General features: G+C 62.4%; 16 protein-coding genes and 1 tRNA gene. 7 read left to right on the top strand and 10 right to left on the bottom strand.

Annotated elements, in window-relative coordinates; translation table 11 throughout:
- The first annotated feature begins 40 nt into the window (after positions 1 to 40).
- From tsaB to WH87_RS09245, 5 genes are all read left to right on the top strand, one after another.
- Complete coding sequence (gene tsaB, locus WH87_RS09225) at positions 41 to 643, top strand: tRNA (adenosine(37)-N6)-threonylcarbamoyltransferase complex dimerization subunit type 1 TsaB (protein WP_052726474.1); 603 nt, start codon at positions 41 to 43, stop codon at positions 641 to 643.
- Positions 640 to 1119, top strand: a complete 480-nt coding sequence (gene rimI, locus WH87_RS09230) for a ribosomal protein S18-alanine N-acetyltransferase (RefSeq protein WP_082092596.1) — start codon at positions 640 to 642, stop codon at positions 1117 to 1119. Before tsaB ends, rimI begins: the two co-directional genes overlap by 4 nt.
- 9 nt (positions 1120 to 1128) lie before the next feature.
- Positions 1129 to 1575, top strand: coding sequence for a Fur family transcriptional regulator (locus WH87_RS09235; RefSeq protein WP_046139391.1), 447 nt, complete (start codon positions 1129 to 1131; stop codon positions 1573 to 1575).
- Positions 1572 to 2390, top strand: coding sequence for a lysophospholipid acyltransferase family protein (locus WH87_RS09240; RefSeq protein WP_046139390.1), 819 nt, complete (start codon positions 1572 to 1574; stop codon positions 2388 to 2390). The genes WH87_RS09235 and WH87_RS09240 overlap by 4 nt, the downstream gene beginning before the upstream one ends.
- 81 nt (positions 2391 to 2471) lie before the next feature.
- On the top strand, positions 2472 to 2711 hold the full coding sequence (locus WH87_RS09245; RefSeq protein WP_046139389.1) for a hypothetical protein: 240 nt from the start codon (positions 2472 to 2474) through the stop codon (positions 2709 to 2711).
- Positions 2712 to 2735: 24 nt separating this feature from the next.
- Here the strand turns inward: WH87_RS09245 and WH87_RS09250 are convergent, their stop codons facing one another.
- From WH87_RS09250 to WH87_RS09285, 8 genes are all read right to left on the bottom strand, one after another.
- The gene (locus WH87_RS09250) at positions 2736 to 2957 is read right to left on the bottom strand and encodes a hypothetical protein (protein ID WP_156458173.1); all 222 of its coding nucleotides are present in this window, start codon (positions 2955 to 2957) and stop codon (positions 2736 to 2738) included.
- A gap of 216 nt (positions 2958 to 3173) precedes the next feature.
- Entirely contained in the window at positions 3174 to 4484 is a 1311-nt protein-coding gene (pncB, locus tag WH87_RS09255; RefSeq protein ID WP_046139387.1) for a nicotinate phosphoribosyltransferase, read from the bottom strand.
- A gap of 88 nt (positions 4485 to 4572) precedes the next feature.
- Positions 4573 to 5511, bottom strand: a complete 939-nt coding sequence (locus WH87_RS09260) for an ABC transporter substrate-binding protein (RefSeq protein WP_052726473.1) — start codon at positions 5509 to 5511, stop codon at positions 4573 to 4575.
- A gap of 88 nt (positions 5512 to 5599) precedes the next feature.
- Complete coding sequence (locus WH87_RS09265; protein ID WP_407060031.1) at positions 5600 to 6745, bottom strand: winged helix-turn-helix domain-containing protein; 1146 nt, start codon at positions 6743 to 6745, stop codon at positions 5600 to 5602.
- A gap of 51 nt (positions 6746 to 6796) precedes the next feature.
- Positions 6797 to 8509 (bottom strand): alpha/beta hydrolase, encoded by a 1713-nt coding sequence (locus WH87_RS09270; RefSeq protein WP_245622359.1) that lies wholly within the window; start codon positions 8507 to 8509, stop codon positions 6797 to 6799.
- Positions 8506 to 9099 (bottom strand): exopolysaccharide biosynthesis protein, encoded by a 594-nt coding sequence (locus WH87_RS09275; protein ID WP_082092597.1) that lies wholly within the window; start codon positions 9097 to 9099, stop codon positions 8506 to 8508. The genes WH87_RS09270 and WH87_RS09275 overlap by 4 nt, the downstream gene beginning before the upstream one ends.
- 70 nt (positions 9100 to 9169) lie before the next feature.
- Complete coding sequence (locus WH87_RS09280; RefSeq protein WP_046139384.1) at positions 9170 to 9766, bottom strand: nitroreductase family protein; 597 nt, start codon at positions 9764 to 9766, stop codon at positions 9170 to 9172.
- Positions 9767 to 9878: 112 nt separating this feature from the next.
- On the bottom strand, positions 9879 to 10301 hold the full coding sequence (locus WH87_RS09285; RefSeq protein ID WP_046139383.1) for a MerR family transcriptional regulator: 423 nt from the start codon (positions 10299 to 10301) through the stop codon (positions 9879 to 9881).
- A 68-nt stretch (positions 10302 to 10369) separates the two neighbouring features.
- On the opposite strand from WH87_RS09285, the gene WH87_RS09290 reads away from it, so the two are divergent.
- Together WH87_RS09290 and WH87_RS09295 are read left to right on the top strand one after the other, a co-directional pair.
- Positions 10370 to 12577 carry a heavy metal translocating P-type ATPase gene (locus WH87_RS09290; protein ID WP_046139382.1) on the top strand — a complete coding sequence of 736 codons (2208 nt, stop codon included), beginning with the start codon at positions 10370 to 10372 and terminating at the stop codon, positions 12575 to 12577.
- Positions 12578 to 12651: 74 nt separating this feature from the next.
- The gene (locus WH87_RS09295) at positions 12652 to 13248 is read left to right on the top strand and encodes an IMPACT family protein (protein WP_046139381.1); all 597 of its coding nucleotides are present in this window, start codon (positions 12652 to 12654) and stop codon (positions 13246 to 13248) included.
- 72 nt (positions 13249 to 13320) lie between these two features.
- Here WH87_RS09295 and WH87_RS09300 read toward each other — a convergent pair.
- Both WH87_RS09300 and WH87_RS09305 read right to left on the bottom strand, forming a co-directional pair.
- Positions 13321 to 13396: transfer RNA gene (locus tag WH87_RS09300), tRNA-Ala, on the bottom strand.
- Between the two features lie 141 nt (positions 13397 to 13537).
- Complete coding sequence (locus WH87_RS09305; RefSeq protein WP_046139380.1) at positions 13538 to 13942, bottom strand: TIGR02300 family protein; 405 nt, start codon at positions 13940 to 13942, stop codon at positions 13538 to 13540.
- Between the last annotated feature and the right edge of the window lie 80 nt (positions 13943 to 14022).

Below are 14022 nucleotides of genomic sequence, written 5' to 3' on the forward strand. Positions count from 1 at the left end.
AGGCTCGACTCCGGCGCGCCCCGGCGCTAGAGCGTTTGCTATGACACTGACCCTTGCCATCGACACCGCTGCGCCCCGCCTGCAACTGGCATTGCTGCGCGCGGACGGGCGCGTGGATACCTCTGTCGACGATATCGCCACCGGCCATGCCGAGCTGGTTTTCCAGCGCATCGCCGAGCTTTTGGCGCGCAATGATGTCGGCTACCCCGATCTGACCCGCGTGGTGGTGACGACGGGTCCCGGCTCCTTCACCGGCCTGCGCATTGGGCTCTCGGCTGCGCGCGGCATCGGGCTGGCGCGCGATATCCCGGTGATCGGCGTGCCGAGCCTCTTGGCGATTTCGCTGTCGGCGGAGGGTCCGGCCATCGTGTTGCTCGATGCGCGGCGGGACGAAGCCTATTTCCAGATGTTTGCCGGTCCCGGCGTGCCGCTGACCCCAGCCGAAATCCTTCCCATGGCGATTGCGCAGGCCGGCGTGGTGCCCAGCGTCGAGCTGATCCAGTCGCCTTTCGTCGATATCGGGCTGGTGGCGCTTTATGGCGCCGAGGCCGATCCGGCAACTCATATCCCCGAGGCAGCCTATATCCGTGAGGCCGATGCCAAGCCGCAGACGGCGGCGCGTATTGCGCGGGTGACGCCGTGATCAAGCTCTGGATGGCGCCAGCGGGGCTCCATATCGAGCCGGGGCAGATTCACGATGCCAATGAACTCGCCCGCATCCATGCCAAGGGGTTTTATCGCGGCTGGCCGGGCGTCGAGTTTGTCAGTTTTCTCGAAGACCGGCATTGCTCGGTCTATGTCGCCTGCGACGCCAAGCGGCGGATCGCTGGCTTTGCGCTGATCCGGGCGGTGGCCGATGAGGCTGAGCTTCTGACCATTGCCGTTGACCCGAAATGGCGCGGCAAGAAGATCGGCCATGCCTTGCTCAAGGCGGTCTTTGAAGACCTGATGATGAGCCCTATCACCCGCATGTTCCTTGAGGTCGAGGAGCAGAACACGGCGGCCATCAAACTCTACACACGGCACGGTTTTTCCACCATTTCATCGCGCAAGGGCTATTATGCCAAGGCCGATGGCTCGGCGGCCACCGCGCTTGTCATGTCACGCGATCTTGGGTAACCCGTTTTGATGAGCAAGAGTTCAGCAGATCCGACGCTTGAGGAGGCCTGCGTCTCCAAGGGCATGCGTATGACCGATCAGCGCCGCGTTATCGCGCGCGTCATCGAGGCGGCCACCGACCATCCCGATGTCGAAGAGCTCTATCGGCGCGCCTCGGCCATTGACGATCGTATCTCGCTCTCGACGGTCTACCGCACGGTCAATCTGTTCGAGGAGGCGGGGCTCGTCACCAAGCACGACTTCAAGGACGGGCGGGCGCGCTTCGAGCTGATTCCCGACGAGCACCATGATCACCTGATCGATATTCGCTCGGGCACCGTCATCGAATTCCGCAATGAGGAAATCGAGGCCATTCAGGAGGTTATCGCCAAACGTCTGGGCTACAGGCTGGTCGACCACCGCCTTGAGCTTTATGCTGTGCCGATTGGAGCCGATGGAGACAAGATCAAGAAATGATCTTTCGCGTGCCGTTCTTCCTGTTCGTGCTGCTGCCGGTGATGATCGTCATTATCCCGGTGCAGGCTGTGATCAATGCATTGAAGCTGCCGTGCTGGGGCGTACTGCCACGCTTCTTTCATCGCCTCGGCTGCATCTTCTTGGGCCTGCGCGTCACCGTGATCGGCAAGCCGGAAACCGGTCGCGCGACCCTTCTGGTCTCCAACCATGTGTCCTGGACCGATATCGTCGCGGTGGGGTCGGTCGCTGAGGTGACCTTTGTCGCCAAGCGCGAAGTGAATGACTGGTTCTTTGTCGGCATGATGGCCCGGCTGCAGAAAACCATTTTCGTCGATCGGACCCGGCGCTCCGACGCCGGTCGCACCGCCCAGGAAATGGGCGCGCGCATGGCCAGCGGAAATGCGGTATTGCTGTTTGCCGAAGGCCAGAGCGACATCGGCACCCATGTGCTGCCATTCCGCTCGGCGCTGGTGGGCGCCGCCCAGCACGCCATGATCGAAGCGGGCGCAACCGATGTACTGATCCAGCCGCTGACCATAGCCTATACCAAGCTGCAGGGCCTGCCGGTCAGCCGCAACGAGCGGTCGATGATCGCCTGGGTGAAGTCCAAATCGATGGGCCAGAACATCCGCGAAATCCTCTCCGGCCCGGTCAAGGACGTGACGGTGGCGTTTGGTGCGCCGCGCCTGTTGCGCGAGACCGACAATCGCAAGGTCGTCACCAAATCGGCCGAGGACGATGTGCGCACCATGCTGGTGGCGCTCAACCGCGGCCAGCCGCTGCCGGTTCTCGCCGATCAATCCCTACAAGTTTAGCCATTAGGGCTAACGCAGGGCTTCGCTTGGGCGTTAAGCTTTCGTTAGCTATGTCTAGTCCGGTATTTCGGGAGATCGGACATGGCCTGGCAGATTTTAGCGATTGTCGTGATCGTCGGCGTCACGATCGTCTTGTTCATGCGGGACGAGAGGCGGCGCAAATCCGACCTGGCCCTGGCGCGTGCTGCTCAATATTATGCCCGCGTGCCTTATCAGCCCCACGCCTGGGCACCGCTGCCCGAGCCGTCTCGGCCGCGTCGTCGCACGGGCGGGCTCAGCGAAACACAGCGCAGTGCCCTGCGCCGTCTGGCTGCCAAATAATACTGCAGTGATCCCGGGGCGAGACTAGCCGCCCAGCGTCGCCTTGAGGCGCGCAATGATCGAGGCGGCCTTGAGCATCAGGGCCATGTCGATGTCCTCATTGGAACTGCCGGGGGGAATGTCGGCCCACACTGGAATAGCGAGCTCGTGCACCTGTTCACGCCCATCCTGCTGCTCAGCGAGCACGGCTCGAACGTGGCCGGTGGTGCGATCCTTGAGGCGTGGATGCGCCTGCTTGTCGCTCACCGATATATCTATCAACGCGAAACTCATCTCGGTCCCAAGCCGGGCCATCCGTAACCGGACGACACCTGTAAACGTGCTCTGTGGGCGACGAATCCGTCACCCACGCGGGAGCCCCGATGCTGAACTAAGCCGACATGCGCCCGATTACAACAACGCGGAGTCCGGGCAAAAAGTTCTCCACAACAGTCACAAAAGTGCAGGAATCAGAGGGGGCTGTCAGACCTTGACGGCGTGCGCAATCCGGCCGGCATCGCCAAACACCTCGATGTAGCGGGCAATTTCCTCAGGCGTGCCGGTGGCCTTGGCCGGATTGTCCGACAACTTGACCGCCGGGCGGCCATTGGCCTCGCTGACTTTGGCCACGATCGAGATCGGATCGAGCCCGTGATTGACGCCATCTGGTGCGCAGCCTTCAAAGTCATTGGTGAGGTTGGTGCCCCAGCCAAACGCCATGCGCACCTTGCCGTCGAAGTGCAGATACGCCTCTTCGATCATGTCGACGTCCAGCCCATCCGAGAAGATCAAAAGCTTCTCGCGCGGATCGCGGCCGCGGCTCTTCCACCAAGCAATGATCTTTTCGCCGCCGGGAATGGCCGGGGCGCTGTCGGGGCGGAAGCCGGTCCAGTCGGCGACCCAATCGGGCGCATTGCGCAGGAAGCTGTCGGTGCCAAAGGCGTCGGGCAGCACGATCTTGAGATTGCCGCCATAATAGCTCTCCCAATCGGTCAGCACCTGATAGGGCGCAGCCTTGAGGGCGTCGTCGGTCTTGGCCAGCGCCGCCAGCACCATGGGCAGTTCGTGGGCATTGGTGCCCAGCGCCTCAAGGTCATTGTCCATGGCCAGCTTGACATTGGAGGTGCCGGTAAAGGCCTCGCCAATACCTTCCTTGAGCGCTTCCACGCACCAGCGCTGCCACAGAAATGAGTGACGGCGGCGGGTGCCGAAATCGGAAATCTTGAGGTCTGGCAGCTTTTGCAGCCGCTCCACCTTTTCCCACATCTTGGCCTTGGCGCGGGCATAGAGCACGTCGAGTGCGAACGGGCCGTAATGCTTCATCGCGGCACGGCTGCGCAGCTCGTTGATGATGGCGAGTGCTGGGATTTCCCACATCGAGGTTTCCAGCCACAGGCCCGGAAATTCCAGCACGAACTGGCCGTCGCGCTTTTCCAGGCTGTATTCCGGCAGACGGAACCCTTCGAGCCATTTGAGGAACGCGGGTTCGAAAATCTGTTCGGAGCCGTAAAAGCTGTTACCGGCCAGCCAGATCATTTCTTTTTTGCTGAACCGCAGTGTGCGCGCATGATCGAGCTGCGCGCGCAGCTCATCGATATCGATCTCTTCGGCCAGCTTGACCGATTTGGTGCGGTTGATCAGCGAGAAAGTGGCGTCGACCTTGGGGTAGAGTCCCCAGATCATCTGCAGCATCAGCAGCTTGTAAAAATCGGTGTCGAGGAGGCTGCGCACAATGGGGTCGAGCTTCCAGGTGTGATTATACACCCGCCGGGCCATATCGGTGTAAGTCGCCATTGGGTGTCTCCTCTTCGCGGCAAAGGTTCTAGCGCGCAGGCAGAGGGTTGGAAAGGCGGACGGCGCGCTTGCCGCCCACCTGACCAAATTACTTTGCTGCGGCGTCCGCCAGCATGGGCACCAGATGCTCAAGCGAATACTCAAGCGCCAGGGTAGAGCCCGCCGAGAACGCGGCCATCACGTCTTCTTCGGGATAGACGGTGCGGCCGGCAATCACAGCCGGGAGCTTGGCCAGGATCGGGTCTGCCTTGAGCTCGGCAACGCTGGTATCGAGCGTCAGCAGCACAACCACATCAGCCTCCAGCAGGGCGAAGTTCTCGGGCGCAACTTCGACGAAGAAATTGCTGCCGGCGGCGTCGATCACCGGCTGGGTTGGCGAGAAGCCGAGCTGGGTCATCAGATCAAAGCGCGCATCGCCGGGCAGATAGAGACCATAGGTGTCGCTATATTTGGCAACCACGGCGACGGTCTTGCCGGTAAATTCGGGATGGGCGGCGGCGCTATCGGCAATGCTCTTGTTGGTGGCAGCGATCAGCGCTTCGCCTTGTTCGGGAATACCCATGGCGGCGGCGATCTGAGCCACCTGAACCGGCCAGCTGGCGGCATAAGGCGCCGTGCCTTCGGGCCCGAACACCGTCGGCGCGATGGCCGAGAGACGCTTGAAGGTTTCTTCCGAATTGTCCGAGCGGATGTTGACGATGACGTCTGGGGTGGTGCTCAGCAGCAGCTCATAATTGGTCTCGCCGGACTCAAGGATGACTGGCTTGTCGTCGCCCAAAAGCGGTAGGGCCCAGGAGCCAACGCCGTGCTCGACCATGCCGATCCAGTTGGATATGGCCACCGGCCGCACGCCCAGTGCCAGCACGATCTCGGCATCCGACCAGCCAATCGCGGCAACGCGCGCGGGCTTTTCCGGGATGGCAATGTCGCCAAACATGGTGGGAACGGTGATCGCCTGCGCAAAGGCTGCGCTGCTGGTTAGCAGTACGGCTGATGCAAGGGCGAGGGGGAAGCGGCGGGACATCATGCGGGCAACTCCTTGAGTGATGCCCTGCTATCGCCCGTCTCGGCGGATGCTGCAATAAATATATGAGTATTTATGTCATAATAATTATTCAGGCGCCGAGCTGAAAGGTCTCGAACCGCCCCAGCGTCTCGTCAATCGCTGCCTTTTCCTCGGCACCGACGTCTTCGAGCCATGTCCATTTCTGGATCAGGAGCTTGCGCGCCGCCCGATCCGTCTTGAGGTCGATAGCGGCCACGATCCTGTCGCCTTGCAGCACGGGCAGGGCGAAATAGCCGAACTGGCGCTTGGCCGCCGGCAGGTAGGCCTCAAACAGATGGTCGTAGTCGAACACCAGCTTGAGGCGCTTGCGCTGGATGATCAGCGGATCAAACGGCGAGAGGATATGCACCAGCGTCGGCGGCTCGCTGGCTTCGGCTGTCAGCGTTTGCGGCTGTGCCCAATGGGGCACTTTTTCGGCGCCCTCAATGCGCACTTCAACCAGTGTCTTCTGCCGCACGCGCCGCTCGATCAGCTCTTTGACCGCAGGTTTGCGCGATGGCACGAGGTGGCAGATGGAATCGAGACTCACAATGCCCTGGCTGCGCAAGGCGCGGTCGAGCAGATAGGCCGTGACCTGATTTTCGGTCGCCGGTTTGGGCTGGCGCTCCCAGGCGAAATGCCGCCCGGTGAGATCATAGGTCTTGAGCATGCCCTGACGCTGCCCGATGGTGACATGGCCCTGATAGAACATCATTTCGAGCACGCGCTTGCTCGGCTTGCGGCTGGCCCAGGGGTGGTTCTTGTCCACTAGTTCGTCATCACCAATATCGCGGATCGAGAGCGGGCCCTCGTCGCGGAGCCGCTTGAGCATCTTTTTGGCTTCGTCCGGCGCGACCGAGCCAAACCAGCGCGTAGGATTGTCGCGGTGCTGCTTCATGGCGCCCAAGAAAAACGGCAGATCGGCCACCGGCACATAGCTCAGCGCGTGAGTCCAGTATTCGAAGACGGATTTGTCGACCGATTGCGCCTGCGCCAGATGGCTGCGCTGATAGCCGGGAATGCGTGACCACAGGATGTGGTGGTGGCAGCGCTCGATGACATTGATGGTATCGATCTGCACATAGCCGAGGTGGCTGATGGCCCCCAGCGTCGCCTCGGCTTCATTGCCAAACGGTGCGGCGCTGTCGAGCTTCTGCGCTGCGATCCAGATATGGCGGGCGCGGTTCGTTGAGAGGCTGATGGGCGATTTAGGCAAGGCGCGGCCTCCGATTCGGAGCGCCAGCATGAGGGGCCAGCGCCGCTCGCGTCAATTGACGGGCAGGCTTGAGCGGAACCAGCCGCCGCCGATGACCGAAACATCGCCGTGGCGGGTGAGCTTGGTGCGCATGGCGTCGAGTTCCGCCTGTGACCAGCCCGGCGCCTCGGTCACGGCGACCCAGCCATCGAAATAGTCCTGTGGCGCGTAGACATGGCCAAAGCCGATGGGCGCGGTCTGGGCCAATGCCATATCGAGCGCGACCTGGAGGAACGTCACCACGGGATACCAGTTGAGCAAAGGCGAGACGCCCGCGCCCCGAACGCCCATCAGCCAGCTTGGCTCGCTATAGACCATGCTGGGCTCGAAAAAGACTATGGGGTCAGTTGGATATTGCAGGTAGACGATCCGCATCGGGCCCCAGGGAATGGTGGGGTCGAGGGGCCCACCATTGGAAAACCGGACGACCGAGGAATCGCCGACCTTGGGCTGCCACCAAGGCGAGCCATCATCCCGGTTATCCGTCGCCGAGCGCCAGGTGGCGCTGGCAAAGGGCGGGCCGACCCAGAGCGCGCCCTGAAACGGATCGGCCAGAATGTCATAGAGCTGCGAGGACGCTGCCGAGCTATAGGCGCCCAGGCTGAGGCCATGGAGATAGAGCTTTGGGCGACTGTCCTTGGGCATTTCGGTCCAGCGCTGATAGACGGCCTGAAACAGTGCCTTGGCGGTTTCGAGCCCCACATCGGGCTCGGACACCAGCGACAGCCAGCTGGTGAGATAGGAATATTGCACGGCCACGCTGGCCACATCCCCGCCATGGAGGATTTCCAGCGTATCGATGGAAGAGGGTTCGACCCAGCCCGTGCCCACTGGCATGATCAGCACCAGAACCGAGCGATCAAAGGCACCAATGCGGTCCATTTCCGCCAGCGCCAGATCGGCGCGCTGATCGGGCGTTTCGGCCGAGCGCAGTCCGACATAGACCCGCAGCGGTTCCTTGGCGGGCTTGTTGGTGAGCGCGGCGATTTCGTCTGGCGTTGGACCGGACTGCACATAAATGCGTGCATCAAGCCCGATGGTGTCCCAGGGCACGAGGGAGGCGGCGCTGCCCGAGCGATTGGCATCGGTCGGCGCGCTTTCATAGCTACCCGCCAGCCGGTCGAGATTGCCATAGAAGCGGTCCGCCAGCGCCAGTGCGTTGCGGGCAACCACACCATTGCCCACGGTCCAGGTGAGGATGCCCACGGCGATGAGGCTGAAGACGAAGGCGACCCGGCGCGGAATGAGACGCCCGAGCCAGCCCGAGACCAACTGCACGCCCCGCACCAGCGCCGTTCCCAGACCGATGAGGATGGCGGCAGGGACAATGGCAATCAGCGCCACGAGCAGCGGTTGATTGGCCTCCACAGGCGGCGCACCCATGCCCTCGCGGATTGAGTTCTGCCAGCCGGTGGAAAACCACAGGAAGGTCACTGTCAGCAAGAGGCACAGGAATGCAAAGCCCCGCCCGACCCAGCGCGAGACCCGCCGATTGGGCCAGGACAGTTCAAGAAAATCCCAGAGCCATTCGAGGAAAACGCCAATGCCATAGCCCGCCGCAAAGGTGCAGCCGCACAAAACGCCCTGCACGGCAAAATTACGCGGGATCAGCGAGGGCGTAAGCGAGAGGGCAAAGAACACGAGGCCCAGCAACCACCCGCCGGTGGAGACCTTGTCGAGTTGGCGCCCGAGACGGCGCATGGTCAGGCGCAATGTCGTGTTCATCGACCCATCACCGTTTGTCCCAGCGCGATCGCGCCCCAGATGGCTGCCACAGCAATGGCCAGGCCCAGCAGGGCGATCAGCACGCCCACAATAACCCCAACACCATCGCGATTGATCCGCGACACGCAGATGACAGCAATGCCCACATTGGGCACAGCGTTGATGAAAGGGATCGGCACGATCATTGGTGCGCTGACCAACAGAATGAACCAGCCCGTCATCGCTTCGGTGCGCGGGCCGACCAGAAATTCGAGTCGTGGGCGGGAGACCTTGCCCACCAGCCCCGCCAGCCATTGCAATTGCTTGACCATCTTGGACAAAACGCCGGCGGGTAGGGTGCGTTGCCCCACCCAACCATTGAGGCGCAAAGGCACGCCGCGCAGGCGCGCAATAGTGGTGCTGATAATGATGATGGCAATGGTGCCGCCATAGCCGGGCGGGCCGGGCAACATGTTGAGCACGCTCAGCACCAGCACGATCATGGTGTAGGACGCGGTGCCAAGCATGGCGATCAGGCCGTCGGCGGTTACACCGTCGGCCTGCTTGATACTGGCGGCAATCGCCGTCACGCGGGCTTCTACAGGGGTCACATCATTGCCGGATCAGATCGCATCGCGGTCACTATAGCGCACGACCCGGTCCCGCCAACCCCAAGGGGCCTCAGAGGGTAAACCGGCCTTCGGAGACGATCTCGGCCAGTGGCTTGCGCGGGCTGGCGAATTCGCGTTCGCGCAGACCGTCTGGCAGATTAGCCGCATCGCCCTGGCGACCAATGGCCACGGCAATTTCGATGCGCATGGAATCGGGCAGGCCCAGTTCCACCTTGGCGCGCTCATAATCAAGACCCGCCATGCCGTGGGCGTGCCAGCCCAGCTTGGTGGCCTGCAGCGCCAGCATGCCCCAGGCCGCGCCGGTATCGAAGGCGTGGGTCTTGTTGGGTGATTCTTCGGTGCCGGCAGAATTGAAGCGGGTGGTGCGCGAGGCGACGAAGATCAGCGCCGCGGCATGCTGCGCCCAGGCCTGATTGAACGGGGCGAGCAGACCCAAAAGGCTCTGCCAGTGTTCGGTATCGCGGCGGGCATAAATGAAGTGCCATGGCTGCACGTTGAAGGCCGATGGCGCCCAGCGCCCGGCTTCCAGAATGGTCAGCAGATCTGCTTCGGGGATCGCTTCGTCGGTGAATGCGCGGGGCGACCAGCGCGCCAGCATGTCGGGATCAATGCGATGTTCAGTGCTGCGCGGCAAAAGAGCGGTCATGGCAAGTCCAAAGGCAAAAGTGGTGATCTCCCCGCCTCGTAACTAGGCCCCAGGATCGTCTATCGCAAGCCCGCAAAAATGATTTCACTGTTCAACAAATCGCGCCATTGGCTCAGTGCGCGTGTTCGCCCATGCATTTGCCGTGGTCGGCAAGGGCTTCGACAATCTGGCAATCGCAGATCCGGCCACGCCCGCATTCAGCGATCATGCGCTCAAGCTCGGCCTGCAGCGCCTGAAGGCTCTCGATGCGGCGCGTGACTTCAGCCAGGTGGTTGCGGGCAATGCTGTCGACCTGATGACACGAGGCCTGTGGCTCGGCGGTCATGGCCAGCAGCTCGCGGATATCCTCGATCTCAAAACCCAGCTCGCGCGAATGGCGGATGAAGTTGAGCCGGTCGACCTCGGCCTTGCCATAGCGGCGCTGATTACCATCGGTGCGAGGCGCGGAGGCCAGCAAACCGATCTGCTCATAATAGCGCACGGTGGGCACCTTGACCTGCGTCCGCTTGGCCAGTTCTCCGATTGAAATGTTCATTTTTCCCTCTTGAACCTCTAGTGGCTAGAGCTTGTAGCATCCTTTCACACAAGATGAGAGGCCCTGCAATGAGCGACCAAAACCCCACCCAAACCCGCTTCCGTGTCGGCGGCATGGATTGCGCATCCTGTGGGGCCAAGGTGCAAACTGCTGTCAGCCGCCTCGCTGGGGTCGACGCGGTGGAAGTGTCGCTCAGCGCCGGGACGATGACGGTGACCCATCAGGGCAGCGTGCCGCCTGCGGTCATCGCCAAGACCGTCAAGTTCCTTGGCTATAGCGCGGTTCCGGCAGGCGAGAAAACGCGAGACGGCGGGCATGACCACTCCGCTCATGCGCACGACAACGACCATGGGCACAGCCACGGCGAGGCCGCGCCATCGGCGCACTTCGATCTCGGCGCAGGCCCATGGTGGAAAAGCCCCAAGGCCATGCTGACCGGGCTTTGCGCCATCGCGCTGGTGGCGGCCTATATCCTTGGACAAATCTTCCCCGTGCTCGATCACTGGGCGTTTCTGGCGGCCATGCTGGTCGGCCTTGTGCCGATCACCCGGCGCGCTGCTGCCGCAGCGATGACGGGTACGCCGTTTTCCATCGAAACACTGATGAGCATTGCCGCCATCGGCGCCGTCTTTATCGGCGCGACCGAAGAGGCGGCGACCGTGGTGCTGCTGTTTCTTGTTGGCGAAATGCTCGAAGGCGTTGCCGCCAGCCGGGCGCGCGACAGCATTCGCGGGCTCGCTTCACTGGTACCCAAGACAGCCTTGCTGGAACAGAACGGGGTGACCACCGAAGTGGCGGCTGCAGCGCTGCGTGTCGGCCAGACCATTCTCGTGCGTCCCGGCGACCGCATTCCGGCTGATGGGGACATCGTCGACGGCGATAGCGCCATAGATGAAGCGCCCGTGACCGGCGAAAGCGTGCCCAAACGCAAGAGCGTGGGCGACACGGTCTTTGCCGGGACCATCAATACCGATGCGGTGCTGCGCGTCCGTGTCACGGCGGCGGCATCAGACAACACCATTGCCCGCGTTGTGCGGCTGGTTGAGGAAGCCCAGGAGAGCAAGGCGCCCACCGAGCGTTTTATCGACCGCTTCTCGCGCATCTATACCCCTGCCGTGCTGGTGGTCGGTGCGCTGGTGGCGATCGTGCCGCCGCTGCTGTTCGGGCAGGAATGGGCCGAGTGGATCTATCGCGGCCTTGCCGTGCTGCTGATCGGTTGCCCCTGTGCATTGGTCATTTCGACCCCGGCCGCAATTGCGGCGGGCCTGTCGGCCGGTGCGAGGCGCGGCCTGCTGCTCAAGGGCGGGGCTGTGCTGGAAACCCTGCGCACCATCACCATGGTCGCGCTCGACAAGACCGGCACGCTGACTGAAGGCAAGCCTGTCGTCACCGACATCATCGCCTATGGTCGCAGTGAACGCGATGTGCTGTCGCTGGCCGGGGCATTGGAAACCGGCTCCAGCCACCCACTGGCACTGGCGGTGCTGGCGCGAGCCAAGGCCGACAAGGCCCCTGTGCCCCCCGCCGCTGCAGCCAAGGCGGTGCCCGGCAAGGGCGTTACCGGCACGGTAGGCGGCAAGGCGGTGTTCCTGGCCTCGGCGCAGGCAGCCGCAGCAATTGTCGCGCTGACCCCGGAGCAGGTCGGCCGCATCGAGGCGTTCAATGATGACGGCAAGACCGTCTCGGTATTGCTGGTGGATGATGCCATTGTCGGCATTCTCGCCATCCGCGACGAGCCACGCGACGACGCACGGGCTGGCCTGGCAGCGCTGAAGGCCGCTGGAATTGGCGCCATCATGCTGACCGGGGACAATGCGCGCACGGCGGCAGCCATAGGGCAGAGCCTCGGCATCGAGGTGCGCGCCGAACTGTTGCCCGAGGACAAGCAGCGCATCGTTCGTGAGCTGCAGGCCCAGGGTAAGGTCGTTGCCAAGATCGGCGATGGCATCAATGACGCACCCGCGCTGGCAGCGGCCGATATCGGCATTGCCATGGGCGGCGGCACCGACATTGCCCTCGAAACCGCCGACGCCGCGATTCTGCATGGTCGCGTCGGCGATATCGCCAATATGGTCCAGCTTTCCAACACGGTGATGCGCAATATTGCTCAGAACATCACCATCGCGCTGGGGCTGAAGGCGGTGTTCCTCGTCACCACCATTCTGGGCATTACTGGGCTGTGGCCCGCTATTCTGGCCGATACCGGCGCCACGGTGATCGTAACGCTCAACGCGCTGCGCCTGCTCGGCGTGCGCTTCGATACCGCCAAGGCCTAAAATCCAGCGCCCACCCGGGCAGGATGTTCGGGTGGGCGTGCTTTTGCGGCGGCGCTTTTGTATGAGATGGCGCCATGAGCAGTCTCAGCACACTCGCCAGTACGGCCACGGGCCGACAAGAGATCAAGAAAAGCCGCTTTATCGCGGTGGCCGGTCCTGTGAGCGACGAGGCCGAGGCGCGTGATTTCATCGCGACCCATAGCGATCTGACCGCCAACCACAATTGCTGGGCCTGGCGGATCGGGCAGGGTTATCGCTTCAATGATGATGGCGAGCCGAGCGGCACGGCGGGCAAACCGATTCTGCAGGCGATCGACGGGCAGGCGCTGGACCGCGTGGCGGTGGTGGTGACGCGCTGGTTTGGTGGCGTGCTGCTGGGCAGTGGCGGGTTGATGCGGGCCTATGGCGGCACGGCGGCGCTGTGTCTGCGCAGCGCCGAGAGAATCGCGCTGCTCGATACCGTTCCGGCCACGGTGAGTTGCCTGTTTGGGGATCTGGCGCTGCTGCAGGCGCGCCTGACCGCTCTAGTGGGCGTGCAAATGCAGAGCCCGGCCTTTACCGAAACCGGCGCAGATTTGATTCTGGCGATTCCACGAGGCGATGCTGAGGCGGTTGCGCAGATGGTCACGGACCTGACAAGCGGCCGCGCTATCGTGCGCCTGATCGAATAAGTGCCGGAAAAATGGTGCGAACGCTCAGGCGCTGCAGCAGCGCGTCAGGTTTTTGCAAAAAATGGAAAGAAATGGTGGAGCCTAGCGGGATCGAACCGCTGACCTCTTGCATGCCATGCAAGCGCTCTCCCAGCTGAGCTAAGGCCCCATTTCATTGGGTGTTTCTAAGGGGCGTTGCCCGTCGAACGAGGCGGAACCTAAGGGATGATTCCGGAAGGCGCAAGTGCCTAAGTGACACTTTTTTATTTGGTCGGCTGAACCAGCCAGCCGACCAAAAAATTCATTTAGATCAACGGTCTTCGTCGCCGCCGACGTCAAAGCCGAGTTCGTCGTCCTCGTCTTCGTCTTCCTCAAGGAAAACGTCAGCTTCGTCTTCGCCGAGTTCTTCGTCGACTTCGACGTCCTCGACATCAGGAATGTCCTCGTCGCCGGATTCTTCGGCGTCGGCATCCTCGAGCGAAACGATCTCGGGCGCCGATGCGTCCTCGACCTCTTCTTCGTCTTCGGTCTCGTCCTCGTCATCCACCTTGCGGGCAGTTGCGGGAGAAGGCTTGCCGGCCAGAACCTGCTCGAAATAGGAGCGAGGATAGGACTTGCCGGTATAGGGGGACACGATCGGGTCGAGATTGAGATCGTAGAACTTCTTCCCGGTATCGGGATCGGTCCGTTTTGTGCCGCGTTCGGAACTGGCCATCGATGTTCCTCGTGGAAGGGTTTAGGGGCTTTCAAGGCCCGGTTCGGTCAGTCCGGTTATGGACAAACCCCGGCCCTGTC

Origin of the sequence: Devosia epidermidihirudinis, from assembly GCF_000971295.1 — a bacterium.
Lineage (GTDB): Bacteria > Pseudomonadota > Alphaproteobacteria > Rhizobiales > Devosiaceae > Devosia > Devosia epidermidihirudinis.

What these genes read in the sequence shown, in the direction of transcription:
- WH87_RS09285 (WP_046139383.1), bottom strand. Translation starts at nt 10,301, where the DNA reads ATGAACATTTCAATCGGAGAACTGGCCAAGCGGACGCAGGTCAAGGTG.
- WH87_RS09240 (WP_046139390.1), top strand. Translation starts at nt 1,572, where the DNA reads ATGATCTTTCGCGTGCCGTTCTTCCTGTTCGTGCTGCTGCCGGTGATG.
- WH87_RS09260 (WP_052726473.1), bottom strand. Translation starts at nt 5,511, where the DNA reads ATGATGTCCCGCCGCTTCCCCCTCGCCCTTGCATCAGCCGTACTGCTA.
- WH87_RS09290 (WP_046139382.1), top strand. Translation starts at nt 10,370, where the DNA reads ATGAGCGACCAAAACCCCACCCAAACCCGCTTCCGTGTCGGCGGCATG.
- WH87_RS09235 (WP_046139391.1), top strand. Translation starts at nt 1,129, where the DNA reads ATGAGCAAGAGTTCAGCAGATCCGACGCTTGAGGAGGCCTGCGTCTCC.
- pncB (WP_046139387.1), bottom strand. Translation starts at nt 4,484, where the DNA reads ATGGCGACTTACACCGATATGGCCCGGCGGGTGTATAATCACACCTGG.
- WH87_RS09280 (WP_046139384.1), bottom strand. Translation starts at nt 9,766, where the DNA reads ATGACCGCTCTTTTGCCGCGCAGCACTGAACATCGCATTGATCCCGAC.
- WH87_RS09245 (WP_046139389.1), top strand. Translation starts at nt 2,472, where the DNA reads ATGGCCTGGCAGATTTTAGCGATTGTCGTGATCGTCGGCGTCACGATC.
- WH87_RS09270 (WP_245622359.1), bottom strand. Translation starts at nt 8,509, where the DNA reads ATGAACACGACATTGCGCCTGACCATGCGCCGTCTCGGGCGCCAACTC.
- WH87_RS09305 (WP_046139380.1), bottom strand. Translation starts at nt 13,942, where the DNA reads ATGGCCAGTTCCGAACGCGGCACAAAACGGACCGATCCCGATACCGGG.
- tsaB (WP_052726474.1), top strand. Translation starts at nt 41, where the DNA reads ATGACACTGACCCTTGCCATCGACACCGCTGCGCCCCGCCTGCAACTG.
- WH87_RS09295 (WP_046139381.1), top strand. Translation starts at nt 12,652, where the DNA reads ATGAGCAGTCTCAGCACACTCGCCAGTACGGCCACGGGCCGACAAGAG.